The sequence below is a fragment of the Nonomuraea sp. NPDC049637 genome (assembly GCF_040675235.1).
Lineage (GTDB): Bacteria > Actinomycetota > Actinomycetes > Streptosporangiales > Streptosporangiaceae > Nonomuraea.
This window is the reverse complement of the sequence record NZ_JBFAOM010000052.1, coordinates 24,455-48,566: the sequence shown is the minus strand read 5'-3', so window position 1 is coordinate 48,566 and position 24,112 is coordinate 24,455. Positions and strand designations below refer to the sequence as shown.

Sequence of the window (24,112 nt, the reverse complement as noted above, 5' to 3'; positions counted from 1 at the left end):
AGGCTCGCCCACCGCCCCAGCCGCGGACGGCCCGGTCGAGCGCCTCCGACCGGCCGTCTCCAGCGGTTTCCAGTCGTTTCCAAGGAGCCGCGGCCAGGGTCTGGTCAGTCAGGACACAGTCGGCGGACGGGGAGAAGATGGGCGAGACGAGGACCCGGTCGGTTCTGGGCAGGACGGGGGCGACGCTCGTCCTGAGCGCGGTGCTCGGTTGCGCGCCGGGCTCCGCCGGCGCGGCGGACGCGAGCGTCGGCGCGGCGGCGTACGTGGTGCGGGGCAAGGTGGTGAACTCGGCCGGACGCCCGGTCCAGGGCGCCAAGGTCGTGGTGAAGGACCGGCGCTACTACAACAGCGACATCGTGCTGCACAGCGACGGCAACGGCCTCTACCGGGCGCAACTGCCGCGCGAGCCGTCGTCCTGGCTGGTCAGCGCCTCGGTGACGCGGCAGTTCCACGGGCGGCAGTACACCTTCGACCTGGAGCCGTCCTCGACCGGCTCCGTCCGGGCGAGCGCGGGCGGGGTGCGGAACTTCACCTGGCGCGTGACCGGCAGGCGGCCGGGCGCCGACGGCCGGTACTACGGCGGCCTGGTCGCCACGAACCTCTGGTTCGACAACCTCCCGGAGGACGTCGACCAGGAGAACGTACGGCTGACGATGACCCCGGTCGGCCCGCTGATCGACGGCAGCGAGGGCAAGGTCGTCTCCGGCCGCGCACCGGTCTACACGGACAGCGGCTGGGCGGTGGTCGACGTGCCCCTGGGCCGGTACCGCATCACCGCGACCTACCGCTCGGCCACCAGTGGCAAGGTCTACCCGCTCCAGGTGAAGCTGACCGGCTCGGCCGCCTTCGGCCCGCAGGTCACCGCCGACTTCGAGCAGAGCGGGACCAACCAGCGGATCAGGCTGGAGGTCAGGTTCGGCTGACCCGGCCGTGCCGCGGAACACCTCGACGAACATGAACGATGATCCGAAGCCGGAGGCCGTGGCCTCGCGTGCGCACGCGCGGGTGGCCGTCGGGCTGCTGGTTCTGGCGGTGGTCGCGGTGGCGGCCGCCCTGGTCGGCGGCCTCGGGCACTACGTGCTGCTCGACCGGCCCGTCCTGCTGGGGACGCTGGCGGCGAGCCTGGTCGTCGTCTCCGGGGCGCTCGCCTTCGGCGGCGGTCCGCGCGCGCCCGTCGTCGCGCTCGTGATGATCTGGGCGATGGCCGGGCTGATCGCTCTCGTGACCGGCATGCGGGTGCATGCCAGGATCCCCGGCCCGGACGGCAGCGGGCTGGAGGTGCGGGTGCTGTCCGACGACTGGATCGCCCCCGACTGGAGGCTCGTGGTCCGCCGGGACGACGGCCTGCTGACCCGCGAATGGCCCTTGACGGAGCGCTTCACCGCCGGACCCGACGACGGCCCGCCCAGGGTGACCTGGCTCGACCCCGCACACGTCCGCCTGGACGACCGGCCCGCGCGGACGGTCACCCTCGACCCACACTCCGGACGCCCCCTTGAGCAGGGCCACCTCAACGGCGGCTGAGACGCGAAGGGGCAGACAGGACGGGCGGCCCACCGATATAATGATCATGCATCCCGGCGGGCAGGCGCTCCCGGGATCTTGCATGTCATGCCCTCCACACCTCATCGAGCGCTGCTCGCCGCGGCCGTCCCGCTCTTTCTGTCCATGAGCGCCGGGATCGTCGCCCAGCTCGTCACCACCTCACTCCTCGGCCGCCAGGCCACGGCCCAACTGGCGGCCTTCGCGCTGGTCAACGCTGTGCTCACCCCCGTGACGGCGGCGGTGTCGGGTGGTCTGCGGGGGATGGCGCCGTTCGTCGCCGTCTGCCGGGACCGTCCGGCGGAGGCGCTGCTCGTCCTGAAGGACGCGCGGTGGCTCACCGCCGGGCTCGGCACGGCCGGCGCGGGCGTCATGCTCGGCGTCCCGGTGATCGCGCGGATCGGCGGGGCGCCCGGCGAGGTGGTGGCCGAGTTCGGGGCGTTGCCGCCGCTGCTGGCGCTCCAGGTGTTGCTGTACGCGGCGGGCAGCGGCGCCGGCGGCGTGCTGGTCGCGCTCGGACACAGCAGGCTGGTGCTCCGGTCCGGGTTGTCGAGCACGGCCACGGGGGTGGTGCTGCAGCTCGTCCTGGTGCCGCGGATGGGCGTCCAGGGCAGCGGGGTGGCGCTGGTGGCGTCCACCGCCGTGGCCGTGGTCGTGTCCAATGCGCTGCTGCTGCGCCTGCCCGAGCTGGCCGGGCGGTCGTCGTGGCCGGGCCGCCCGCGGTGGCGGGAGATCGTGCGGATGGCGCGGGTGGGCGTCCCGATGTCGGCCACGCTCGTCGTGAAGTTCGCGGTCATGGGCGGGGTGACGTACGCCGCCGCGCGGACCGGGGCGCAGGGGGCGGCCGCGCACGCCGTCCTGCTGTCGCTGCACGGACTCCTGGGGCTGGCCGCCGTCGCGGTCGCGCAGGCCGCGACGCCGGAGATCGCCAGGGCGGCCCTGCCGGGCCAGGCCCGCCGGCTGAACCGGGCGGCGCTGACGATCGCCGCCGCCGGTGTGCTGGCCGGCGGGCTGGTGCTGGTCGTCCTGGGGGAGGCGGTGCTCGGGCTGTTCACCTCGGACGCCGCCGTGCTCGCCGTCGCCGTCGGCCTGCTGCCGTTGTCGGTGGTGCACGCCCTGGCCGACCACTGCGCGATCGTGATGGCGGCCGGGCTGACGGCGCTCAGGCGGTCGTCCTGGACGCTGGGGTCGGCCGTCCTGGGGAACGGCCTGCTGGCGTCCGTGGCGGGTCCGGCGGCGCGGGCTTGGGGGCTGCGGGGGCTGTGGCTGGCGTTGATCGCCGGTTCGCTGCTCGTCGTCGTGACGCAGACCGCCGGGTTCCTGCGGTTCAGCGCGCGTCGGCGCGACCCCTAGAAGGGGGCTCCGGCGGGCGGAGCCCCCTCGCCTCAGGTGCGGTCCTGGGTCAGGACGCTCGACAGGAACGCCCTGGTCCGCTCGTGTCCCGGGTTGGCCAGCAGTTCGGCCGGCGGGCCGCTCTCGACCACGACCCCGTCGGCGAAGAAGGCCAGCCGGTCGCCGACCTCCCTGGCGAAGGCGATCTCGTGGGTGACCACGACCATCGTCATGCCGTCGGCGGCCAGGCCGCGCATGACCTCCAGCACCTCGTCCACCAGCTCGGGGTCGAGCGCGGACGTGGGCTCGTCGAACAGCATCAGCTCCGGGCTCATCGCCAGCGCCCTGGCGATGGCGACCCGCTGCTGCTGGCCGCCGGAGAGCTGGTGGGGCCGCTTGTGCGCGTGGGCGGCCAGGCCGACGCGCTCCAGGTGCTCCATCGCGGTCGCCCGGGCCCGCTCCGCGGAGACGCCGAGGACGTGGACGGGGGCGCAGGCCACGTTCTCCAGCGCGCTCTGGTGGGCGAACAGGTTGAACCGCTGGAACACCATGCCGATCCGGCGGCGGAAGACGGCGAACTCCTTGGGCGTCCACGGCCGGTAGCGGCCCTCGCGCAGGCTGTGCCCGACCTCCTCGCCGAGCACCCGCAGGCTGCCGCCGAGCACCGGCTCCAGCCCGTTGACACAGCGCAGGAAGGTCGACTTGCCCGATCCGGACGGCCCGATCACACAGCTCACCTCGCCCGGCGCGACGGTGAAGTCGACGCCGTTGAGCACCTGCGTGTCGCCGAAGCCCATGCGCACGCCCGTGGCGTGCACGACGGGGCTCACGCCGCCGCCTTCGGCAGGATCCGGGCCGCGAGCCCGCCGCCGCGGACCAGCCGTACGGCCTCGGAGCCGAACCGGCGTTCCAGGCGGCCCTGGAGGAAGGTCGCGACGGCGGTCATCAGCATGTACCACAGGCTCGCCACGATGAGCAGCTCCATGATCAGGTTGTTGGCCTTGTAGATCTGGCTGGCGTTGGTCATCAGGTCGTGCCCGGCCACCACGTAGACCAGCGACGTGGTCTTCAGCATGGAGATGAACTCGTTGCCGGTGGGCGGGATGATGATCCGCAGCGCCTGCGGCAGCACGATCACGCGCATCCGCTTGGCCGGGGTCATGCCCAGCGCGTACGCGGCCTCGGTCTGGCCGTGGTCGACGGCCTGGATCCCGGCCCGCACGGTCTCGGCGAAGTACGCCGCCAGGTTCAGCCCGAGCCCCAGCATGGCCGAGGTGAAACCGGTCATCACCTCGTTGGTGTCCCACTTGACGCCGATCATGGTGAACGGCACCTTGAGCACCAGCTCGGGGAACAGGAAGGCCAGGTTGTACCAGAAGATGAGCTGCACCAGCACCGGCGTGCCGCGGAAGAACCAGATGTAGAGCGTGGCCAGCCCGCTGAGCACCGGGTTGTGCGACAGCCGCATGATCGCCACGGCGACGCCGAGCACCAGCCCCAGCACGGTCGCCAGCACCGAGATCTCGATGGTGACCCAGACCCCGGCGAGGATGCGGTCGTTGAACAGGTATTCGGCGACCTTGCCCCAGTCGAGGCGCGGGTTCACCACGACCAGGTAGACCAGCCAGCCGGCGATCGCCGTCACGACCGCCGCGGCCAGCAGACGGCCCCAGTGGCGGGTCCTGGCGACCGGGACGTGCTCCCCGGACGGCCCGGTGAAGGGTTCCGTGCGCATGGTCACTTACCGCCGTTGACGACAGCGGACTGGACGGCCAGCTTGTCCAGGTTCCACGCCTTCAGCAGCTTGGCGTACTCGCCGCCGGTGATGAGGGAGTCGAGCGCGCCCTTCACCGCGTCGACGAGCTCCTTGTCGTCGGGCTTCATGCCGATGCCCCACGGGCTCTCGGTGCCGTCCAGGGCCATCGCCTCGACGTCCAGCTTGGGGTCGGCGGCCTTGCTGGCGGCCACCACGTAGTCGGTGATGGTGGCCTGCGCCCGCCCGCCGGTGACCTGGATCAGGGCCTCCTGGTCGCCGGGGAACTTCAGGATGTTCACGGCCGCCTTGCCGGCCTTCTTGCAGTCGGCGTCGTACTGCTCGGCCAGCTCCATGGACGAGCCGTTGTCGACGACGGACACCGTCTTGCCGCACAGTTCGGCCGGGCCGCTGATCTTGGCCGGGTTGCCCTTCTTGACCAGCAGACCGGCGCCGGCCTGCACGTAGTCCACGAAGGTGACCTGCTTCTGCCGCTCCGGCGTGTCGCTCATCGAGGAGATGACGAAGTCGTAGCGGCCGGTGAGCACGCCGGGGATCTGCGAGTTGAACTCCTCGTCGGAGATGGTCACCTTGGCGCCGAGCTTCCTGGCGATGGCCCTGGCCAGCGCCGGGTCGAAGCCGATCGCCGTCTTGCCGTCGCTCGCATACAGCTCCATGGGCGGGTAGCCGACGGACGTGACGACCTTCAGGCCCTGCGTCTTCAGGCGGGCGGGCGCCTTGGCGGCGAGAGCCTGGTCCGGGGTGATGGCGTTGATCACGTCGGCCGCCTTCTCCTCGGTGGGGGCCTGGTCGAGCGTGACCGCCGCCGCGCCGCCGTCCGCGGGGGCCGCGGCGGCGCCGCCGTCGTCCAGGGACTGGGCGCCGCAGGCGGTGGTGGCGGCCAGCAGCGCGCCGGCGGCGAGGGCGGAGAGAGTGCGGATGTTCACGAGGGGGTGCTCCTTCAGGATCGCTGCCAGCGGACTTCGCCGCCGACGACGGTGGTGAGGACCTGGGTGCGCAGCACCGCCTCCGGCGGCTCCAGGTACGGGTCGGTGTCCACGGCGATGAAGTCGGCGAGCATGCCGGGCGCGAGCACGCCCTTGCGGTCCTGCTCGCCGGCCGCGTACGCGGCGCCGAGGGTGTGCGCGGTGATCGCCTCTGCCATGCTCAGCCGCTGCTCGGGCTGCCAGCCGCCGGCGGGCGTGCCGTCCTGCCGGGTACGGGTGACCGCGGCGTACAGTGCGGCCCACGGGTCGGGGCTCTCCACCGGCGCGTCGGAGCCGAAGGCCAGCGCGACCCCGGCGTTGAGCATGCCTCGCCAGGCGTAGGAGGCCAGGTCGTGGCCGGCGAGCAGCGAGTCCACCAGCGCGATGTCGGTGGTGCAGTGCACCGGCTGCATCGAGGCGACGACGCCCAGCCGGGCCATCCTGGTCAGGTCCTGGGGGCGCAGGTGCTGGGCGTGCTCGATGCGGTGCCGCAGGCCGGCGGTGGGCCCGATCGCCTCGTAGGCATCGAGGACCAGCCGGTTGGCGCGGTCGCCGATGGCGTGCGTGGCGACCGCGATGCCGGCCGCCGCCGCCTTGCTGAAGATCCGTACGAGGTCTTCGTACGGGGTGACCGCGATGCCGGTGTTGTCGTGCTCACCGGCGAACGCCTCGTGCATGTGGCAGGTGTGCGAGCCGAGCGCGCCGTCGCTGAACACCTTGACCGGCCCGGTCCGGACCCAGTCGTCGCCCTGGCCGGTACGGCGGCCCTCGGCGATGGCGGCCTCCAGGGCGACCGTGGGGATCGCCTTGTGCACGCGGATCTTCAGCTCGCCGGCGTCGCGCAGCTCCAGGTAGGCGGCCCGGCAGTCCTCGCCGTCGATGTCGTGCACGCTGGTCAGCCCGAACGACAGCAGCTCCTCCTGGCCGGCGCGCAGCCGGTCGCGCAGGTCGCCGGAGACCATGAGGGCGCGCAGCGGGTAGGAGGCGGACTCGCGCAGGATGCCGGTGGGCTCCCCGTACGCGTCCCTGACGATCTCGCCGCCGACCGGGTCGGGGGTGGAGGCGTCGATCCCGGCCATCCGCAGGGCGGCGGAGTTGGCCCAGACGGTGTGGCCGTCGACGTTGGGCAGCGCCACCGGCAGGTCGGGGCAGACCGAGTCGAGGGCCTTGCGGTCGGGCTGGACCGGCGGGTTCCAGATGTTGCTGTTCCACCGGCCGCCGAACAGCCAGGCGCCCGGCCGCAGGGTCGCCGCGTGCTCGGCCACCTTGGCCAGGGCCTCGTCCAGGGAGCGCACGTCGCGCAGGTCGACCGCGCCGAGGCTCTGGGCGTACTGGGCCGTGTGGATGTGGGCGTCGTACAGGCCGGGCAGGACGGCGGCGCCGTCGAGGTCCACCAGCTCGGCTCCCGGGCCCGCCGCCGCGCGCACGTCGGCCTCGGTTCCGACGGCGACGATCAGCTCGCCGTCCACGGCCATGGCCTGGGCGGCGGGGGCGCCGTTGGTGCCGGTGCGAATGGTGGCGTTGCGGTATACGCGCATGTCATGGATCTCTCAGGGGTTTCGGGTGGGGGTGGTGCGGCTCACTGTAGAAGTGGCGGAAAGAAGTAGGAAGCGATATAAACACGACATTTAGCAGCGCTGAGAGCAAGGAACGCTTATGCTCAAGCCGGAACATCTGCGCACACTGCGTGAGGTCGTGCGTCTGGGGTCGTTCGCGGCGGCGGCGAACCGGCTCGGTTACACCTCCTCGGCCGTCTCCCAGCAGATGGCCGCGTTGGAGCGGGAGACCGGCGTGCGGCTGTTCGACCGCTTCGCCCACAGCGTGCTGCCGACCAGCGCGGCGGAGGTGCTGGCCAGGCAGGCCGAGACCGTGCTGGCCGACATCGAGCGCATGGTGGCCACCGTCCAGGCGGTGCACCGCAACAGCGAGCCGCAGATCCGGCTCGGGCTGTTCCCCAGCTTCACCGGCGTGCTGGCCGACGTCATGCGGCGGATGGAACCGGAGGACCGGGCCGGGATCCGGCTGTCGGTCGCCGAGTCCTCGCAGCTCATCGCCCGTCTGGGCAGCGGCGGCGAGATGGACGCCGCGGTGGTCTACCAGGTCGGCAACACCGGGCTGTCGTGGCCGTCGGTGCTGACCAGGCGGTGGATCGCCGAGGACCGGTACCGGCTCGTGCTGCCCAGGCTCTGGCCGGACCTGTCGCCGTACCGGGCGGAGCAGCTCGTGGACCTGCCGTGGATCATGCACCACCCGGCCAGCAGCGACGCCACCCTCTTCGAGGCCCTGTTCGCCCACTGGAGCCTGCACCCGCGGGTGGTCTGCCACTCCGACGACTTCAAGATCACCCTGTCGCTGATCGGCGCCGGCGTGGGCGCGGCCCTCATCCCCGACCTCGCGCTGCGCGGCCACGGCGAGGACGTCGTGGTGGTCGACGTGCCGTGGCTCAACATCAGCCGCAGCATCTTCACGTTGGTCCACCCCGACCGCGAGACCGCCCGCCTGCAGTGGCTGCTGGACGAGCTGACCGTCTGAACCGCCTCTCGACGCGGCCGGGGCCCATCTGCCAGCATGTGCCGGATCATCCCCGGGCCGCGTGTCACCTGGCGTCGCCGTGCCCGCGCAAGGCTAAGGAGATCTTCCACCGTGGAACGCGAGGCGGCGATCGCCCGGTCCGTCGAGGCGATCCGCCTCCACAGCGGGCAGCACATCCTCATCGAGGCCGGCCAGGAACCCGTCCTCGGCCGCCTCGGGCGCGACGACCGCCGCACGCCGGACGGCCCCCTGCGGAACTGGACGTACGTCGTCAAGGACATGATCGACGTGGCCGGCCTGCCCACCACCCGCGGCTCCGCCCTGTACGGCGCCGAACCGGCCCTGGCCGACGCCCGCTGCGTCGAGCTCCTGGACGCGGCGGGCGCGCTGCTGGTCGGCAAGGCGAACCAGCACGAGTTCGCCTGGGGCGTGACCAGCGAGAACCCGCACTGGGGCGACGTGGGCAACCCGCGGCACCCGCACCTGACCCCCGGCGGTTCCAGTGGCGGCACCGCCGCGGCGCTCGCGGCCGGGATCGCCCGGTTCGGGCTCGGCACCGACACCGGCGGCTCGGTGCGCATGCCCGCGGCCTGCTGCGGCGTGGTCGGGCTGCGCCCGCGTGCGGGGGCCGTGCCCGCCGCCGGGGTGGCGCCGCTCGCCCCCGCCTTCGACGTGGTCGGCCCGATGACCACCTCGGTCGCCGACTGCGCCCGCGTCTGGCAGGCGCTGACCGGCGAGGACGTCGAGCCGCCCGACTCGCTGGCCGGGCTGGTCGTGGGCGTCGTGGAGGGCTGCGCCCAGGCCGGGGACTTCGCCGAGCTGGGCGCGCGGCTGCGCGAGGTGGCCCTGCCCGCCGAGGTGCTGGAACCGTACTGGACGATCGTGAGCGCGCAGGCGCGCCGGACGCACGAGGGCACCTTCCCCGAGTGCGCCGCCCGCTACAGCCCCGGGGTACGGGCCAAGCTGGCGGCCGCCGGCGGAATCGGGCACGACGACTACCAGCGGGCCGTCGAGCGGCTGGCGGCGCTGCGGGCCGCGTTCACGGCCGGCATCGAGGGCATCGACCTGCTGGTCATGCCGACGCTCGGCGCCCCCGCGCCCAGGGTCGGCTGCGACGAGGCCCGGGTGCGCGGCGAGGTCGGCCGGATCACCGCGACGGTGTCGGCGCTCGGCCTGCCCGCCCTGGCCGTCGGCGACCTGCAGCTCGTCGCCACGAGCGAGGCCGCCGTGCTGCGGGCGGGGATGTGCAGGGAGGCCCGCGGCGGGACGATCCCCGAGCCGCGCTGACCCTCGCGGATCGCCGCGCTGACCCTCAAGGATCCGCCGGTCAGGCCGCGCTGGGCAGGCTCCACGGGTCCACCGGCACGACCTCGGCGCACCGCCCGTACGGGTCGAGCAGCCGCCCGTACAGCTTCGACTGGCGCAGCACGATCTGCCGGTCGGCCACCGTCACGTGCGGGAAACGCTCCTCCAGCCGCACCACCAGCGGATGCAGGTCGGCCACGCCGTGCAGGCCCACCGTCAGCAGCATGTTCCGCGGCCCGGCGAGCGCCGCGCACGTACGGGTCTCCGGCCAGCCGAGCAGCGCCCGGCCGGTCTCCTCCAGCAGCGCGTCGGGCATCCGCAGCCACAAGAGCGCGGCGGAGTGCCAGCCCGCGTGCGACCGCGCCAGGTCGCAGCGGAAGTCGAGGTCGCCGGTGGCCACCAGCCTGGTCAGCCGGCGCTGGACCGTGCGCTCGGACGTGCCCACCGCCCTGGCCAGCTCGGCGTAGGGCGCGCGGCCGTCGGGCAGCAGGGCGGTGAACAGCCGCCGGTCGATCTCGTCCATCTCCCTGGTCGACTCCGGCGCGGCCGGCCGTCTGGCCAGGGCGGCGGCGGTTCGCGGCGGCAGCACCCGCAGCCGCCACCGGCACGACGCCTCGAACACCCGCGTGGCGACGTGCGTGCGGACCTTGGCCACCCCCGGCACCCGGGGCAGCGCGGTGAGCACGTGATCGGCCAGGGCCGCCATCGACGGGGCCACGGCGATCACGAACAGGTCGTGCCCGGCGGCGACGTGCTGGACGGTGATCAGATGGCGCTCGCGCGCCAGCGCCGCCGCGACCTCGGCCGCCGCGCCGGCCGCGCAGTCGATCTCCAGGAACGCCATGCTCAGCGCGTGCATCTGGCGGGGGCCGAGGGCGACCGTGGTCCACGCCTCGCCGGTGCTCGTGAGCCGCTGCCAGCGCCGCGCCGCCGTCACCGGGTCGGCCCCGACGGCCGCCCCCACCTCCACCCAGCTCGCCCGCGGGCTGATCTGCAGAGCGTCGATGAGCTCAAGGTCGGACTCGGCCAGCAACGACGGCGGCTCCACGCCGGAATCCTGCACTGATCCTCCCTCGATGTCTGATTGCTGCGTTCCAGCGGTCGGGACACCCTATACCGGGATCCTGGGCCCCGACCGCCGTCAGGCGCAGCCATCGGAAAGGGAGACCCGCGGATGACCTCGCTCGGCCGGGCCAGGATGGTCGGCGTGCTGGGCGGCATGGGCCCGGCCGCCACCGTCGACTTCTACGGCAAGCTCGTGGCGGAGACCGCCGCCACCAGCGACCAGGAGCACGTGCCGGTCGTCATCTGGGGCGACCCCCGCGTCCCCGACCGGTCGACGAGCCTGCTCGGGCAGGGGGAGGACCCGACCCCGCAGTTGCGGCGCGGCATCGGGGCGCTCAGAGGGGCCGGGTGCGAGCTGCTGGCCGTGCCGTGCAACACCGCGCACGCGTTCGTGCCGCGCCTGGCCGAGGAGGCCGGGCTGGAGCTGGTCAGCATCGTCGAGGTCACCGCCGCCGCCCTCGCCGCCGACGGCGTCCGCGCCGCCGGGCTGCTGGCCACCACCGGCACGCTCCGCGCCGACCTGTACGGCCCCGCGCTGCGCCGGCACGGCGTGACCCCGATCGAGCCGGACGAGCCGGGCCAGCGCGAGGTCATGGCCGCCATCGCCGCCGTCAAGGGCGGTCACGCGGGCCGCGAGCACGCCGACGCGCTGGCCGCGCAGGCCCGGTCGATGGCCGCGCGCGGCGCCCGGCGCGTGGTGGCCGCGTGCACGGAGGTGCTGCTCGCCCTGGACCCGGCCACGGTCCCGGTCCCCGTCGTGGACCCCGCGCGGCTGCTGGCCCGCGAGGTCGTCCGCGTGGCGCTGGCCGCGCGCGGCTGAACCGGACTTCTTTCACTTCCGCCTCTCAAGTCACATCCAAGCCACTTCCAATCTCCGGATGGTGGGCTTGGCGCATGAGCTGAGGACGTGCCCGCACGTCCGCGAGCCGGGGGGCTCGCAGCTCGATGCGAAGGGAGGTTACGACCATGAGCAAGAAGATCGTGAGTCTGGACGATCTGGGTGACGAACTGGCGGTGATCGAGGAGGCCGATCTCGGCCTCGTCGCGGGCGGCATGCCGATGCAGCGCTGCTACGGCACCAACGGAAACCCGCCCACCGACTGGGTCTCCGACTACTGATAAAGACGATTCGCGGTCGCGTGGGAGGGGAGCCCGCTTCCCTCCCACGCGGCTGGGGGGACACGTGCTACTGATTCTGAGCGAGCCCGGCGACGCGACCGTCGACCTGGTCCTGCCCAAGCTGAAGGCCAGGGGCGCGGACGTCCTGTGGTGGGATCCGGGCGAGTACCCGTCCGCCGCCCGGCTGACCGCGCGCTTCGGCGCCGACGGTGAGGAACTGGTCCTGACCAGGGACGGGCAGGTCTTCGACCTCTCCGGCACGACGGCCGTCTGGACCCGGCGCCCCGGACGCCCGCGCGCCGCGGACGACGTCACCGCCGACGACCTCCGGGCGCGGGTGGGCGAGTTGTCGGAGTGGTTCACCGACGGCTTCTGGGACCTGCTGGACGCGCGCTGGCTGCCGGCCCGCCAACCGGTGCTGCGCAGGGCGCACAACAGACTGGTCCACCTGGCCCTGGCCCGGCGGCTGGGCTTCGCCGTGCCGCGGACGGTGATCACCAACGACCCGTCCGAGCTGGTGCCCGCCTACGAACACGCGGACGGGCGGCTGATCGCCAAGGCGATGGAGCACACCCTGTTCGAGATCGACGGCGGCGCGCACGCCGTCTACACGACCGTGGTCACCCGGCGGTCGCTCGGCGGCCGGGGGCGGATCGTCCACGAGCCGGTCATCCTGCAGCCGTACGTGCCCAAGGCGGTGGAGCTGCGGGTCACCGTGGTCGGACGGCAGGCGTTCACCGCCGAGATCGCCTCCCAGGACTCGCCGCGCACCCGCGACGACTGGCGTCACTACGACTTCGCCCGCGCCCGCCACAGCGTGCACCGCCTGCCGGACGACGTCGCAGGCCGCTGCGTCGACCTGGTCGCCGCGCTCGGCCTGTCCTTCGGGGCGATCGACCTCATCCTCACCCCCGACGGGGAGTACGTCTTCCTGGAGATCAACCCCAACGGCCAGTGGGCCTGGATCGAAGACCTGACCGGCCTGCCCATCAGCGACGCCGTCGCCGACTGGCTCACCGCCGGAGAAACGGACGCGCAATGACTCAGCTCTCCCTCGGGCCGGCCCTCGAAAGCGGCGTGAACCTGCTGCGGGGGCTGACCCGCCGGCGTTCGGCCGTGGAGGAGGCCCGCCGCACCGCCGCCGCCTGGGCCCAGGCGCACCCGCGGCTCGGCGCGCAGCTCGTGACGAGCCCGCGTCCCGGCTCGCCGGTCGTCGACTACGACCTGCTGCTCGACCATCCGTCGGGCGGCACCATCATGCTCGGCGTGCAGGCCGAGGACGGCACGTCCTGGCTGGTCGACCACTCGACCCACTGGGCCGCCGGCTACGTGCTGACCGTGGACGGGACGCACGTGTCGGTGTCCGAGGCGATGCTCATGCTGCGTTCGCTGGCGCGTCCCGGGATGTCGCCGCAGGAGGAGCTGGTCCGGTTCTGCGTGCTGCGCAACGCCGCCCAGCAGGAGGAGGTTGGCCTGGCCGACGTCCAGGCCGCCGCGGACGGGTTCCGCAGGCGGCGCGGCCTGCTCGGCCACGACACGATGGCGGAGTGGCTGGACCGGATGGGCATGAGCGCCGAGGCGTTCCACGACCACATGACGATGACCGCCAAGGACCAGCGGTTCCGCGCCCGGAAGCGGGCCGAGCTGGCTCCGGCGTACCTCGACCGCCATCGTGACCGGTTCGCCCGGGTGCGGGCGGCCTGGGTGCTGGCGGACGACCCGGTCGAGCCCGCCGAGCTCGACGGGCCGCTCGCCGGCCGCTGGGACCTGCGGCTGACCAGGGCCCGGACGTGGGCGGGCGAGCTGCCCGTACCGCTGCGGGAGGTGCCGGCCGGTGACGCCGCCGGCCCGGTCCCCTACGAGGGGGGCTTCCTGACCGGCCAGGTCGTCGAACGCCAGGAGGCCGTGGCGGACGAGGCCACGCTGAAGGCCGCCGGCGAGGCCGCCTTCGACGAATGGGTCGCCGACGCCGCCCGGGAGGCCCGGATCACCTGGCACTGGCTCTGACGCGTCCGGCGCCCTCCGCGCCGGGCCATTTGGAGTGATTTCTCCGGTCATGTCGGTGCCTTCGGGTACTGTGCCGCACGTGCGGCGGATGATCACCTCTCGGGGTTTGTGGTGGGCGCTCGCGGCGGCGGCCGTGGCGGTGGCGGCGGCCGTGTTCATCCGCCGCTCGCGAACGCCGTACCCCGCCCTGCCCGACGAGCGTCCTGCCCCGGACGGGCCGCCTCCCGAGCGGGACGCCCCGCCGCCGTGGCCGCCCGTCCCCATCCTCGGCACGCCGACGAAGGCGGACATCGAGCGCTACGCCACCAGACCGGCCGGCTTCTTCGACAGACCGGCCGTCGCCGCCTTCTTCGCCCAGACCCAGCCGCTCGACGGCCCCACCCGGCGACGCCTGAACCGCTGGGCCATGGTGGCACTGGCGGTCGTCCTGCTGGCCGGGGGCGCGCAGGTCCTGGAGTCGGCGGTGTTCTCCAAGGGCGACCACTCGACCGAGGAACACTTCGGCAGCTGCGCCCCGGCCTACGCGAACGCCGGCGTCCGCTGCGTGGTGGACACGGACATCGAATGGGGACCGGCCGCGGAGCCGGCCACAGGCGAGCAGCAGCCCGCCGAGTCCCAGGAACCGCCTCTCGCCCAGGAGGCCGTGGACGCCGACTGCCGTCCGCGGACGGCCGAGCCGCACGTACGCGCGATCAATCCCAAGGTCACCCGCGCGGTGAACCGGCAGTGGCGGCGGATCGAGACCTGGCTCAAGGCCAACGCCCCCAAGAGCCACCGCACGCTCGGCAGGCCGGGAAGGGCCAGGACCATCGCGGTCGCCGAGGCCCAGACGGGCCTGTCCTTCCCCGACGACCTGCGGGCCTCGCTGCTGCGCCACGACGGGGCCGCCGTCACCGAGGCGACCTGGCCCTTCGGGTTCCTGGGCAACGTGAACGCGACCATCCGCCAGATCCGGGACGAATGGCGCGCCCTGTGCAAGATCGACGCCACCGACGACTCGGACGACCCCCGCACCGAATGGTGGGACGGACGCATGATCCCCGTCGGCTTCGACGGCATGGGCAACAGCCTGGTGATCGACTCCGTACGCCGTGACGTCGGCGAGACCGACCACGAGGGCGACATGAGCTTCACCCCCGGCGGGATCCGCATCCGCTCCTACCACGCCCTGCTGAAGGCGACCGCCGACGCCCTGGAGACCGGCGGAACCGTCGGCTACTGGAAGCCCGAGGCGGTCGCCGGCGAACTGGAGTGGCACATCCCCTGACCCGCCCGCCGCCGTCGGGACCGCGCGTGGTGAGGCCGGTCCTGACCGGCAGCGGCTGGCCGCTCCTTCAGTGACGCGCAAGTGGGCACGCCGCCCGCGCCTAGTGATCGCCAAGACGTCCCCAAGTGCCTCCTGCGACCGTGAGTGCGCGACATTCACCACGACAGAGGGGGACGTTCCCAGATGAACGGCTTCGAGACCGGCGCCCGCGAGCTCGACGACAACGAGCTCGCCGCCGTCACCGGCGGCATGTGGGCCAACTACGACTGGATGAACTACGACTGGCGCGACGCCGTCATCGACGCCCTGCCGTAACCACGCCGCACACCGCCGGGGCCGCCTCACGCAGGGGCGGCCCCGGCACGCGCCCCGCCCGACGAGCCGCCCGGGTCGTGCGTGGTCATGCCCGCCATCGAACAGCCCGCCACCGACAGTCCGGCGGCCCCGGGGCGTGGCTAGTCCCCGAGCTCGGCGAGGAAGGCGGCGACCGGGCCCAGCGTGATCAGGCCGCTGCCCGCCCCGGCCAGCTCCGCCGCGGCGGGTGCGAGCGCCTGGCGGGCGCGGGCCGCCGCCCGCCGGTCGCCGACCGCGACGGCGGCCCTCGCGACCAGGCACCACATGGCCTCCAGCAGCAGGTCAGGGGGTGGTTCCGGGATCCGGCCGACCGCCTCGGCGGCCTCCGCGTCCCGCCCCTCCGCCAGCAGGACGAGCGGCCGCACCCACGGCTCGTACGGCCCCCACTCCACTTCGCCCCGATCGGCCTCGCCCAGGACCGGCAGGCCGTGCCGCATCCGTACGGACAGCAGGGCGAGCGGCAGCAGCCCCCGCGCCAGCCCCGGCATGCCGACGTCGTCCAGCCGGGCCGCGGCCGCCCGGTAGGCCGCCTCCTCCTCGGCCGCCGGCACCCGCCCGCCGGCCGCCTTCCGCACCACCCGGTACCAGTCGGTGAACACGCTGACCAGCGGCAGCTCGTTCCGTTCCGCCAGCCGGTCGGCGGCGGCCGCGTGCCGGTCGGCGGCCCCGAAGTCGCCGAGCGCCCCCAGCGCCTGGACGCGCACGAGATGCCCGAGCACCTCGAACGTCACCAGCCCGTGCCGCGCCGACAACGCGACCAGCTCGGCCCCGATCCCGTCCCGGTAGGAGGCCAGCCCCGCCCGCTCGAACGCCTGCATGAACACCCCGTTGAGGGCGAACGCCAGCAGCGCCGGGTCGTCGAGGCGGCGGGCGATGCGCTCGGCCTCGGCGGCGGCCAGCGGGCCGCGGGCCGACCGGACGCCGCGCGACTCGACGGCGATCGTGGCCAGCAGCCGCGCCCGCGCCGCCTCGGGCGCGCCGGGCGGCAGGCCGGCCAGGGCCCGTTCCGCCGCGGCGACGACCTGGGCCGCCTGCTCGGGATCGTCCGACCGGGTCCAGATCGCCGGGACGTCGTAGGCGCCGATCACCCGGGCCGTCAGCTCCGGGTCGCCCAGCTCCTCGGCCGCCGCGATGGCCGCCGTACGGTGGCCGCGCGCCGCCTCCAGACCGCCGCCGCCGGTCACCGCGAGGTTGCGCAGCAGGCCGACCGTCGACTCCAGCCGCGCCCGGGCCCCGGCCCCCACCGTGCGGTCGTACGCCTCGGCCGCCTGCGCCCACACCTGGGCCGTGGCGTCGGCGGGGGCGGCGAGGCCGCGGTCCTGGTGCAGGATGTCCGACTCCAGGCGGCGCAGCCGGGGCCCGGGGTCCACGCCGAGATGCTCGGCCAGCAGCGTCCGCGCCCGGCGCAGCACCGCCAGGGCGTCGCCCTGGCGTCCGGTGCGGTAGAGGGCGAGGGCGAGCAGCCGCCAGGCGTCCTCCCGCCAGGGGTGCTCGGCGACGTGCGAGTCCAGGTCGGGGACGGCTTCGGCGGCCCGGCCGAGCGCCAGTTGCGCCTCGGCCCGGCGTTCGACGGCGTGCAGCCGCAGCTCGGTCAGGCGGGCACGTTCGGCGCGGGCCCAGTGCTCGTCGGCGAACTCGGCGTAGGCCGGGCCGCGCCACCAGCCGAGCGCCTCCGTCAGCCGGGCCGGTTCCGGCGGGCCGGCGGTCACGGCCTGCTCGAAGCGCCAGGCGTCGACGGCGTCGGGCGCGGCGCGCAGGGCGTACCCGGGGCCCTCGGTGACCAGCAGCCGGGCGGGGGCGCGCGGCGGGCGCGCGGGCTCCAGCGCCCGGCGCAGGGCGGCCACGAACGTGCGCACCGCGCCCACCGCGTCCGGCGGCGGATCGTCCCACAGGTCGGCCACCAGCCGCGTCACCGGGACGACCCGGCGCCGTGCGACGATCAGACGGGCCAGCACGGCGCGGTGCCGCGGCCCCTTCAGCGGGATCGGCTCGCCCTCGTCGTCCCAGGCCACCACCGGCCCCAGCACCCCGAACACACTCCCCATCCTTCCTGCTCACCGGATGCTCATCCGCCCCCGGCACGCTGGGAACCGAACCGGTCACCCATCGATGGAGGGCACCTCATGACCATCCCCGGATTCGACCACCGCCGCGTGACCGTCGCCGACGGCGTCACGCTGCACGCCGCCGTCGGGGGCTCGGGCAGCCCCATTGTGCTGCTGCACGGCTTCCCGCAGACCCACCTGATGTGGCGGCACGTCGCCGCCGACCTGGCCGCGGACCACACCGTCATCTGCCCCGACCTGCGCGGTTACGGCGCCAGCGACAAACCGGCCGAGACCGGCCCGGACGTCTACTCCAAGCGGACCATGGCCGCCGACGTCGTGGCCCTGGCCGCGGCTCTCGGCCACGAGCGCTTCGCCCTGGCCGGGCACGACCGCGGCGCGCTGGTCGCCTTCCGCGCCGGTCTCGACCACCCGGCGGCGATCACCCACCTGGCCTGCCTCGACGTGCTGCCGACCCTCGACATGTGGGACGTCATGCGCGGCGTCACGGCCGCCGTCGGCTTCCACCTCTACCTCATGGCCCAGCCGCCCGGCCTGCCCGAGCAGCTGATCGGCGCGAGCCCGGACGCCTTCTTCGGCCACTTCCTCGACCTGTGGACCAACGACCCGGCGGCGATCCCGGCCGACGTCCGGGCCGCGTACCTGGACGCCTGCCGGGCCGCCGTGCCGTCGATCGTGGCGGACTACCGCGCCTCGGCCGGGATCGACGTCGAGCACGACCGCGCCGACCTGGCCGCGGGCAACCGGCTGGGCATGCCGGTGACCGTGCTCCAGCAGGACTGGGGCGCCGCCCTCGGTTACGACGCCGCGGCGGTGTGGCGGGCCTGGGCGCCCGACCTGCGGCACGACACGGTCACGAGCGGACATTTCATGGCCGAGGAGTCTCCCGCCGAGATCGCCCGCGCGCTCCGCGAGCTCGTGGCCCGGTAGCCGCTCTCCTGGTCAGGGGCCGTCTCGTAACTTAAAGTAATTGACATGTCACGGTAAGTTATTCGACAATGGCAGCGCCAAATGAGGTCGTCTTTCCGGCGGGAAAAGTACGGGCCGGAAAGCCGAGCACGCGACGGAGTAGAGGCGCTCGCCAGCATGTTGCACGCATTCATCGTCGGGATGGGCAGATCCGGCGCAGGGCTGCATCTGCCGTCCCTGGCCAAGGTGCGCGAGGCGGCCCCCGGGCTGCTGGCGCCCGACCCGGTCGTCGTCCTCGATCCCCTCCTGCCGCTCGGCGGCGTGCGGGGAGCGGTGACGGCCGGGTCGCCCGAGGAGGCCGCCGCGCTGGCTCCGCCCGACCGGACCGTCGTGCACCTGTGCACCCCGCCGCACGTCAGGGCCGGGATGCTGGCCCGGCTGGCGCCGCTCGGCTACCGCAAGTTCATCGTGGAGAAGCCGCTCGCGCTCGACCTGGTCGGGCTGGCCGCCGTGGCCCGGGTGCGCCGGCGCTGGGGCCTCGACCTCACGGTCGCCACCCATTGGCTCGACAGCACGCTCACCGGCCGGCTGCGGGCGGCGATGCGCGCCGAGGAGTTCGGCCCGCTGCGGCAGATCCGGGTCGTGCAGAACAAGCCCAGGTTCACCCGCAGCGCGGCGCGTCCCGACGCCACCACGGCCTTCGACATCGAGATGCCGCACGCGCTCGCCGTGGTGCTCAGCCTGGCCGGCGGCGCCCGCATCTCGGCGGCGTCCTGGGAGGACATGGTCACCGAACGCCTGCGGCTGCCCCGGCTCGGACGGGCCAGGCTGCGGCTCGACCACTACTCCGGCGTGCGCACGGAGATCGACTCCGACCTGACCTCGCCCGTCCGGGAGCGGCGCATCACCCTGCACTTCGAACGCGGCACGCTCACCGGCCACTACCCGTGCAGCGACGCCGACCACACCGCCCAGCTCAGGGTGGCCACGGCCGAGGGCGAACGGCGCACGGTGTTCACCGACGACGCCCTGCCCGCCTTCCTGCTGGCCGCCTACCGCCGCTACGCCCGCGCCCGCCGCTCGCCCGGCGCGCTGCCCGTCCAGGTCGACGCCGTGCGGCTGCTCACCGAGGCCAAGCACCTGTGCGCGGCGCACGAGCCGGGGCGTGAGGAGGCGCCGCGTGCAGGCACCACCTCCTGAGCTGGCCGGCATCGGCGACGAGGCCGCCCCCGACCTCGACGGCCAGCTCGCCGCCGTGGGGGAGCTGGGCTGGAACCGGCTGGAACTGCGCACGGTCGACGGCGTGCCGGTCGCCGCGCTCGGCGAGCGGGCGTTCCGGCGCGCGGCGCGGCGGTTGCGCGAGGCGCGGGTCGAGGTCGTCGCGATCGCCTCGAAGATCGGCGACTGGTCGCGGCCGGTGACCGGCGACTTCGCGCTCGACCTCGCCGAGCTCGACATGCTGGCCCGCCGCTGCCCGCTGCTGGGGACGCGGCTGGTGCGGATCATGTCCTTCCCCTCGGGCGGCCTGCCCGAGCCCGAGTGGGGGCGAAGGGTCCGCCACCGGCTGCGCGAGCTGGCCCGCCGGGCCGAGGACGCCGGCCTGCTGCTGGTCCACGAGAACTGCGCCGGCTGGGCGGGCGACCGCGCCGACCGCATGCTGGACCTGGTCACCGGGATCGGCAGCCCGGCGCTGCGGCTGCTGTTCGACATCGGCAACGGCGTCGCCCACGGCTACCCGGCGGCCCCGATGCTGCGCGAGGTCGTCCCGTACGTCGCGCACGTCCACGTCAAGGACGCCGTCACCGGGCCCGGCGGCGAGGTCGTCTACGTGCTGCCCGGCGAGGGGCGGGCGGGCGTCGCCGAGTGCCTGCGCCTGCTGTCCGCCCACGGTTACGCCGGCGCCCTGTCCATCGAGCCGCACCTGCGGCTGCGCCCCCACCTCGACGACCCGGGCGCCGGCGACCGGGCCGCCTTCGTCCGGTACGGGCGGGCGCTGGAACGGCTGGTGGGGCAGGTCGATGGACATTGACGCCGTGCCCCTCGACGCGGCGGAGCACGACCTGCTGCTGAGGCTGCTGCGGCTGCCCACGGCCGGCCCGCTGGAGACCGGACCGGCCGGGCCGCCGCCGCGGCTGCGCGAGGCCCAGGAGCAGTACGCGCGGGCCGCCGCGCCGCTCGGCTTCCGCACCGTGCGGCACACCTCGGTGCGCCCGGCCGAACTGGACCGCGCCGACGTCCCCGCGCCCGTGCGCGAGGCCCTCGGCCTGCCCGGCTTCCTGGACGGCCAGCCCAGTCTGGTGCTGCGGCTGGGCCCCGGCCTCCCGGCGTCCCGCACGGTGATGTTCAACGTGCATCTCGACACGGTCGCCGGCGGCGGACCGGCCGGCTTCGACGGCGAGCGGTTCCACGGCCGCGGCGCGATCGACGCCAAGGGCCCGGCCGTCGCGCTGCTGGCCGGGCTGCGGGCGGCCCGCGCGTGCCGGCCCGCCATCGGGCGCGAGGTCGGGGTGCTGATCCAGGCCGTGGCGGGCGAGGAGGGCGGGGCCATGGGCGTGCTCGGCACCCGTCCGCTCGTCGAACGCGGCTACGTCGGGCGGCTCAACGTCTTCTGCGAGCCCACCGGCGTACGGTTCCTGACGCGCAGCACGGCCGCCGCGACCGCGCGGATCGTGGTGGACGGCGACCACGCCGTGGACGACCGCCCGGCCGCCGGGCACAACGCCACGGTCCTGCTCGGCTTCCTGGCCCAGCACCTGGCCAGGGCGCTCGACCCGGACACCGTGTGCGTGGCGGGCCTGCACACCGGCACCCGCCACAACCAGGTGTACGGCCGCGGCTCCCTCCTGCTCAACCTGCCCTACGCCACCCCCGCCACCGGACGCCGCCTGGAACGGGACCTCACGCGCGCCCTGGACGACGGGCTCGCGGCCTTCGCGGCGGCCTTCGGCGGCACCGCCCTGTTCGCCAGAACCGCCCGCGACGCCAGGGCGGTCACCCGGCTGGAGTGGCGCAAGCGCGGCCTGCCCGTGCTCGACGACCGCGACGCGTGGGGGCACGCGCTCCTGCGCGACCGGGCCGGGATCCCGCCCTGGCCCGCCGGAGAACCGGCGTTCACCTGCGACGCCATCTGGATGGCGGGCGTCGGGGGCGCGTGCACGGTCGTCCTGGGGCCGGGCGACCTGGCCGGCAACAACGCCCATGCCGAAGGGGAGTTCGCGCGGGCCGCCGAACTCGCCGGGTTCGCCGCCGCCGTGGCCCGGCTGATGATCGCCTTCACCGACGACAGGATTGGACGAGGAGCATGAACCCCACCGCCTCACCCGCGACGGACGCACCGCCCGCGCAGCCGTACCCGCCGGTCCCGGCAGTCCCGGCAGCCGCCCGGCCGGCGCGGGCCGCCGTACGGGTGCGCCACGACGACCTGCTGGACTTCGTCGCCGCCGTGTTCACCACCCGCGGCCTGGCCCCGGAACGCGCCCGCGAGGCCGCCGCCGCATTGTGTTACGGCGACCTCGTCGGCATGACCTCGCACGGCCTGGCCAACCTGACCCGGCTCTACCTGCCGCTGTTCGACGAGGGGCGGGCCGATCCGCTGGCCGAGCCGTCCGTGCTGGCCGACCGGGGCGCGGCCGTGCTGCTCGACGCCGATCGCGCCCTGGGCCTGTGGGCCGCCGGCCTGGCCATGGAGATCGCCGCGGGCCGGGCCTCGACGTACGGCGTCGGCATGGTCTCCGTGCGCGGGGGCACCCATTTCGGCTGCGCCGGGCACCACGCGCTGCGCGCGGTCGAGTACGGCATGGTCGGCGTCATCGCCGGCAACTGCGGCCGCCAGCGCATCGCCAGGCCGCCCGGCGGCGCGGTGGCGATGCTGGGCACCAACCCGATCAGCGTCGCGGCCCCCGCCGGCGGGCATCCGCCGTTCGTGCTGGACATGAGCACCACCGCCATGCCCACCGGACGGGTCAGGCAGGCCGCGCGGCACGGCGCCGAGCTGCCCGAAGGGGTGCTGGCCGGCGACGACGGCGCTCCCGTGACCGACGCGGCGGCGTTCGGCGAGGGGCGGGCGCACCTGCTCTGGCTGGGCGGCCAGGCGGGGCAGTACAAGGGCTTCGGGCTGGGGGTGGCGGTCGAGGTGCTGGCCGCGCTGGTGTCCGGTGCGGGTCTCGGCGCCCACCCCGACGCCCACGACGGCGACGGCGGCCCGAGCGGGCGCGACGACGACATCGGCTTCCTGGCCCTGGCCGTCGCGCCGGGGGCGCTGCGCGAGGGCGTGGAGGGCGACGCGGCCACGATGTTCGGCGCGCTGCTCGGCTGCCCGCCCGCCGACCCCGCCTCGCCGGTGAGCTATCCCGGCTGGCACGAGCATCGCCGGGCCGAGGAACACCGGCGCTCGGGCGTCCCGCTCGGCCCGGACCTGTACGACGAGCTGGCCGCCCTCGCCGCCGCCACAGGGCTCGACGCCCCCGCCCCGGTGGTGGCGCGGTGAGCGCCCGGCTGCGCGTCGCGGTCATCGGGCTCGGCGTGATCTCGCGGTTCTACCTGGCGGCCCTGCACAGCTCGCCCGGGCTGCGGCTGGCCGCGGTGTGCGACACCGATCCGCGCGTCCTGGAGGGGCATCGCGTCCCCGGCTACCGCGACCACGTCCGGCTGCTGGAGGAGGAACGGCCCGACGCCGTCGTGGTCACCGTCCCCAACGACCTGCACGCCCGGGTCTGCGCAGACGCGCTGGAGCGGCGCGTCCCGGTCTGCGTGGAGAAGCCGCTCGCCCTCGACGCCGCGCAGGGCAGGCGGCTCACGGACCTGGCCGCGAGCTCAGGCGTGCCGCTGTTCACCGCCTTCCACCGGCGCTACAACTCCGCCGTCGGACGGCTGCGCGCGGCGTGCGCGGGCGCCCGCGTCGAGGAGCTGACCGTGCGCTACCTGGAACGCATCGAGGAGCACGCCGGCGACGACTCCTGGTACCTGGACGTACGGCGCTGCGGCGGCGGCTGCGTCGCCGACAACGGCCCCAACGCCTACGACCTGGTGGACCTGCTGCTCGGCCCGGCGCACGTCGTCTCCGCGCACGTCGACCGGGACGCCGCGGGGGCCGACCGGCAGGCGGACGTCGAGCTGCGCGCCGGCACGGCCCGCGCGCGCATCCTGCTCGACTGGTCCTACCCGGGCGAGCGCAAGGACCTGGAGGTGCGCCTGGCCGACGGCCGCACCCTGTACGCCGACATGCTGGCCGGCCACTCCGGCTTCAAGAACTCCCTGTGGCACGAGTACGAGGGCGTGCTGGCCGCGTTCGAACGCTCGGTGCGCTACGGCACCCCCGACGGCGAGGGCGGCCTGCCCGCCCTGCGCTTCGTCGAGGACGTCTACCGCCTGGAGAAGGCCGGCGCCGGACGGGGTGCCGCGTGAACCCCGACGAGGACGGCCCCAAGACCGCGGTCACCGGGACCCTGCTCAAGGTGCTGGTGCACCGCAGGCAGGACCGCGGCATGCGGCTCGAACCGTACGCCAGCCGGTGCGTGCGCGCCGGCGAGGTGCACGAGCTGGTCGCCACCGACCACACCGAGACCGACGCAGGCGCCCGGATCGACCGGGTCGCCTTCCTGGGCTTCGCCGAGATCGTCGCGGCCGGCGTGCTGGACCGGGGCGACGAGGTGTGGATCGGCGGGCGCCGGGTCGGGGTGCTGCTCGGCTTCGACGGCTGCCACCTGCCCAACCACTACAACGTGCTGATCCACAGCGATCCCGCGGTCACCGGACGGGAGCTGGGACTCATGCCGGGCGAGCCGCTGGTGTTCAGCCAGGCCCTCCCGGAGGGCCCCGAAGAGGGCGGCGCCCGCGTCCTCCGCTGGCCTCTGCTGTAGAAGCTTTCGATTACTTT

24 protein-coding genes are annotated in these 24,112 nt (G+C 74.4%); 18 read left to right on the top strand and 6 right to left on the bottom strand.

Going from position 1 to position 24,112, the window contains the following annotated elements:
* Positions 1-137: 137 nt before the first annotated feature.
* From AB0J71_RS42530 to AB0J71_RS42520, 3 genes are all read left to right on the top strand, one after another.
* Positions 138-923 carry a hypothetical protein gene (locus AB0J71_RS42530; RefSeq protein WP_364419807.1) on the top strand — a complete coding sequence of 262 codons (786 nt, stop codon included), beginning with the start codon at positions 138-140 and terminating at the stop codon, positions 921-923.
* 31 nt (positions 924-954) lie between these two features.
* Complete coding sequence (locus tag AB0J71_RS42525) at positions 955-1,524, top strand: hypothetical protein (protein WP_364419805.1); 570 nt, start codon at positions 955-957, stop codon at positions 1,522-1,524.
* A gap of 87 nt (positions 1,525-1,611) precedes the next feature.
* Positions 1,612-2,895 carry a hypothetical protein gene (locus AB0J71_RS42520; RefSeq protein WP_364419803.1) on the top strand — a complete coding sequence of 428 codons (1,284 nt, stop codon included), beginning with the start codon at positions 1,612-1,614 and terminating at the stop codon, positions 2,893-2,895.
* 32 nt (positions 2,896-2,927) lie between these two features.
* On the opposite strand, the gene AB0J71_RS42515 is transcribed toward AB0J71_RS42520, so the two are convergent.
* The 4 genes from AB0J71_RS42515 to AB0J71_RS42500 are packed head-to-tail and all read right to left on the bottom strand — an operon-like array spanning position 2,928 to position 7,151.
* Positions 2,928-3,671: an amino acid ABC transporter ATP-binding protein gene (locus tag AB0J71_RS42515; protein WP_358301108.1), complete on the bottom strand. Its 744-nt coding sequence runs from the start codon at positions 3,669-3,671 to the stop codon at positions 2,928-2,930.
* A gap of 29 nt (positions 3,672-3,700) precedes the next feature.
* Entirely contained in the window at positions 3,701-4,609 is a 909-nt protein-coding gene (locus AB0J71_RS42510; RefSeq protein WP_352322116.1) for an amino acid ABC transporter permease, read from the bottom strand.
* Between the two features lie 2 nt (positions 4,610-4,611).
* Positions 4,612-5,574: an ABC transporter substrate-binding protein gene (locus tag AB0J71_RS42505; protein WP_352322118.1), complete on the bottom strand. Its 963-nt coding sequence runs from the start codon at positions 5,572-5,574 to the stop codon at positions 4,612-4,614.
* A gap of 14 nt (positions 5,575-5,588) precedes the next feature.
* A complete protein-coding gene (locus AB0J71_RS42500) occupies positions 5,589-7,151 on the bottom strand; it encodes an amidohydrolase (protein WP_364419801.1) in 1,563 nt (520 codons plus the stop codon).
* A gap of 118 nt (positions 7,152-7,269) precedes the next feature.
* On the opposite strand from AB0J71_RS42500, the gene AB0J71_RS42495 reads away from it, so the two are divergent.
* A complete protein-coding gene (locus AB0J71_RS42495; protein WP_352322122.1) occupies positions 7,270-8,145 on the top strand; it encodes a LysR family transcriptional regulator in 876 nt (291 codons plus the stop codon).
* A 111-nt stretch (positions 8,146-8,256) separates the two neighbouring features.
* Positions 8,257-9,432, top strand: a complete 1,176-nt coding sequence (locus tag AB0J71_RS42490; protein ID WP_364419799.1) for an amidase — start codon at positions 8,257-8,259, stop codon at positions 9,430-9,432.
* Positions 9,433-9,472: 40 nt separating this feature from the next.
* Here AB0J71_RS42490 and AB0J71_RS42485 read toward each other — a convergent pair whose 3' ends face one another.
* Positions 9,473-10,513 (bottom strand): Lrp/AsnC family transcriptional regulator, encoded by a 1,041-nt coding sequence (locus tag AB0J71_RS42485; RefSeq protein WP_352322125.1) that lies wholly within the window; start codon positions 10,511-10,513, stop codon positions 9,473-9,475.
* 111 nt (positions 10,514-10,624) lie between these two features.
* Between AB0J71_RS42485 and AB0J71_RS42480 the strand changes: the two genes are divergently transcribed.
* The 6 genes from AB0J71_RS42480 (at position 10,625) to AB0J71_RS42455 (ending at position 15,223) form a co-directional block, all read left to right on the top strand.
* A complete protein-coding gene (locus AB0J71_RS42480) occupies positions 10,625-11,335 on the top strand; it encodes an amino acid racemase (protein WP_364419797.1) in 711 nt (236 codons plus the stop codon).
* A 146-nt stretch (positions 11,336-11,481) separates the two neighbouring features.
* Positions 11,482-11,634 (top strand): hypothetical protein, encoded by a 153-nt coding sequence (locus tag AB0J71_RS42475; protein WP_352322127.1) that lies wholly within the window; start codon positions 11,482-11,484, stop codon positions 11,632-11,634.
* Positions 11,635-11,698: 64 nt separating this feature from the next.
* Entirely contained in the window at positions 11,699-12,676 is a 978-nt protein-coding gene (locus tag AB0J71_RS42470; RefSeq protein ID WP_364419794.1) for an MvdC/MvdD family ATP grasp protein, read from the top strand.
* Positions 12,673-13,641, top strand: coding sequence for a TIGR04500 family putative peptide maturation system protein (locus AB0J71_RS42465; RefSeq protein WP_364419791.1), 969 nt, complete (start codon positions 12,673-12,675; stop codon positions 13,639-13,641). Before AB0J71_RS42470 ends, AB0J71_RS42465 begins: the two co-directional genes overlap by 4 nt.
* An 88-nt stretch (positions 13,642-13,729) precedes the next feature.
* Entirely contained in the window at positions 13,730-14,908 is a 1,179-nt protein-coding gene (locus AB0J71_RS42460; RefSeq protein ID WP_364419789.1) for an SMI1/KNR4 family protein, read from the top strand.
* Positions 14,909-15,091: 183 nt separating this feature from the next.
* Positions 15,092-15,223, top strand: a complete 132-nt coding sequence (locus tag AB0J71_RS42455) for a bacteriocin (RefSeq protein ID WP_352322135.1) — start codon at positions 15,092-15,094, stop codon at positions 15,221-15,223.
* A gap of 140 nt (positions 15,224-15,363) precedes the next feature.
* Here the strand turns inward: AB0J71_RS42455 and AB0J71_RS42450 are convergent, their stop codons facing one another.
* Positions 15,364-17,307, bottom strand: coding sequence for a BTAD domain-containing putative transcriptional regulator (locus tag AB0J71_RS42450; protein WP_352322137.1), 1,944 nt, complete (start codon positions 17,305-17,307; stop codon positions 15,364-15,366).
* A gap of 78 nt (positions 17,308-17,385) precedes the next feature.
* Between AB0J71_RS42450 and AB0J71_RS42445 the strand changes: the two genes are divergently transcribed.
* The 7 genes from AB0J71_RS42445 to AB0J71_RS42415 all read left to right on the top strand — a co-directional run bounded on the left by AB0J71_RS42445 (position 17,386) and on the right by AB0J71_RS42415 (position 24,095).
* Positions 17,386-18,258: an alpha/beta hydrolase gene (locus tag AB0J71_RS42445; RefSeq protein WP_352322139.1), complete on the top strand. Its 873-nt coding sequence runs from the start codon at positions 17,386-17,388 to the stop codon at positions 18,256-18,258.
* A gap of 156 nt (positions 18,259-18,414) precedes the next feature.
* Positions 18,415-19,437 carry an oxidoreductase gene (locus tag AB0J71_RS42440; RefSeq protein ID WP_352322141.1) on the top strand — a complete coding sequence of 341 codons (1,023 nt, stop codon included), beginning with the start codon at positions 18,415-18,417 and terminating at the stop codon, positions 19,435-19,437.
* Positions 19,418-20,266 (top strand): sugar phosphate isomerase/epimerase family protein, encoded by an 849-nt coding sequence (locus AB0J71_RS42435; protein WP_364419787.1) that lies wholly within the window; start codon positions 19,418-19,420, stop codon positions 20,264-20,266. Before AB0J71_RS42440 ends, AB0J71_RS42435 begins: the two co-directional genes overlap by 20 nt.
* Positions 20,256-21,542, top strand: coding sequence for a M20/M25/M40 family metallo-hydrolase (locus tag AB0J71_RS42430; protein ID WP_352322145.1), 1,287 nt, complete (start codon positions 20,256-20,258; stop codon positions 21,540-21,542). Before AB0J71_RS42435 ends, AB0J71_RS42430 begins: the two co-directional genes overlap by 11 nt.
* Entirely contained in the window at positions 21,539-22,723 is a 1,185-nt protein-coding gene (locus AB0J71_RS42425; RefSeq protein WP_352322147.1) for an Ldh family oxidoreductase, read from the top strand. The genes AB0J71_RS42430 and AB0J71_RS42425 overlap by 4 nt, the downstream gene beginning before the upstream one ends.
* Positions 22,720-23,640 (top strand): Gfo/Idh/MocA family oxidoreductase, encoded by a 921-nt coding sequence (locus tag AB0J71_RS42420; protein WP_364419785.1) that lies wholly within the window; start codon positions 22,720-22,722, stop codon positions 23,638-23,640. Before AB0J71_RS42425 ends, AB0J71_RS42420 begins: the two co-directional genes overlap by 4 nt.
* Positions 23,637-24,095, top strand: coding sequence for a hypothetical protein (locus AB0J71_RS42415; protein WP_352322150.1), 459 nt, complete (start codon positions 23,637-23,639; stop codon positions 24,093-24,095). Before AB0J71_RS42420 ends, AB0J71_RS42415 begins: the two co-directional genes overlap by 4 nt.
* Positions 24,096-24,112 lie beyond the last annotated feature (17 nt).

Excerpts from the sequence above, each read along its gene's own strand:
- AB0J71_RS42440 (WP_352322141.1), top strand. The coding sequence starts at position 18,415 with ATGTTGCACGCATTCATCGTCGGGATGGGCAGATCCGGCGCAGGGCTG.
- AB0J71_RS42525 (WP_364419805.1), top strand. The coding sequence starts at position 955 with ATGAACGATGATCCGAAGCCGGAGGCCGTGGCCTCGCGTGCGCACGCG.
- AB0J71_RS42480 (WP_364419797.1), top strand. The coding sequence starts at position 10,625 with ATGACCTCGCTCGGCCGGGCCAGGATGGTCGGCGTGCTGGGCGGCATG.
- AB0J71_RS42510 (WP_352322116.1), bottom strand. The coding sequence starts at position 4,609 with ATGCGCACGGAACCCTTCACCGGGCCGTCCGGGGAGCACGTCCCGGTC.
- AB0J71_RS42475 (WP_352322127.1), top strand. The coding sequence starts at position 11,482 with ATGAGCAAGAAGATCGTGAGTCTGGACGATCTGGGTGACGAACTGGCG.
- AB0J71_RS42465 (WP_364419791.1), top strand. The coding sequence starts at position 12,673 with ATGACTCAGCTCTCCCTCGGGCCGGCCCTCGAAAGCGGCGTGAACCTG.
- AB0J71_RS42515 (WP_358301108.1), bottom strand. The coding sequence starts at position 3,671 with ATGGGCTTCGGCGACACGCAGGTGCTCAACGGCGTCGACTTCACCGTC.
- AB0J71_RS42430 (WP_352322145.1), top strand. The coding sequence starts at position 20,256 with ATGGACATTGACGCCGTGCCCCTCGACGCGGCGGAGCACGACCTGCTG.
- AB0J71_RS42445 (WP_352322139.1), top strand. The coding sequence starts at position 17,386 with ATGACCATCCCCGGATTCGACCACCGCCGCGTGACCGTCGCCGACGGC.
- AB0J71_RS42460 (WP_364419789.1), top strand. The coding sequence starts at position 13,730 with ATGATCACCTCTCGGGGTTTGTGGTGGGCGCTCGCGGCGGCGGCCGTG.
- AB0J71_RS42455 (WP_352322135.1), top strand. The coding sequence starts at position 15,092 with ATGAACGGCTTCGAGACCGGCGCCCGCGAGCTCGACGACAACGAGCTC.
- AB0J71_RS42500 (WP_364419801.1), bottom strand. The coding sequence starts at position 7,151 with ATGCGCGTATACCGCAACGCCACCATTCGCACCGGCACCAACGGCGCC.
- AB0J71_RS42495 (WP_352322122.1), top strand. The coding sequence starts at position 7,270 with ATGCTCAAGCCGGAACATCTGCGCACACTGCGTGAGGTCGTGCGTCTG.
- AB0J71_RS42450 (WP_352322137.1), bottom strand. The coding sequence starts at position 17,307 with ATGGGGAGTGTGTTCGGGGTGCTGGGGCCGGTGGTGGCCTGGGACGAC.
- AB0J71_RS42425 (WP_352322147.1), top strand. The coding sequence starts at position 21,539 with ATGAACCCCACCGCCTCACCCGCGACGGACGCACCGCCCGCGCAGCCG.
- AB0J71_RS42520 (WP_364419803.1), top strand. The coding sequence starts at position 1,612 with ATGCCCTCCACACCTCATCGAGCGCTGCTCGCCGCGGCCGTCCCGCTC.
- AB0J71_RS42530 (WP_364419807.1), top strand. The coding sequence starts at position 138 with ATGGGCGAGACGAGGACCCGGTCGGTTCTGGGCAGGACGGGGGCGACG.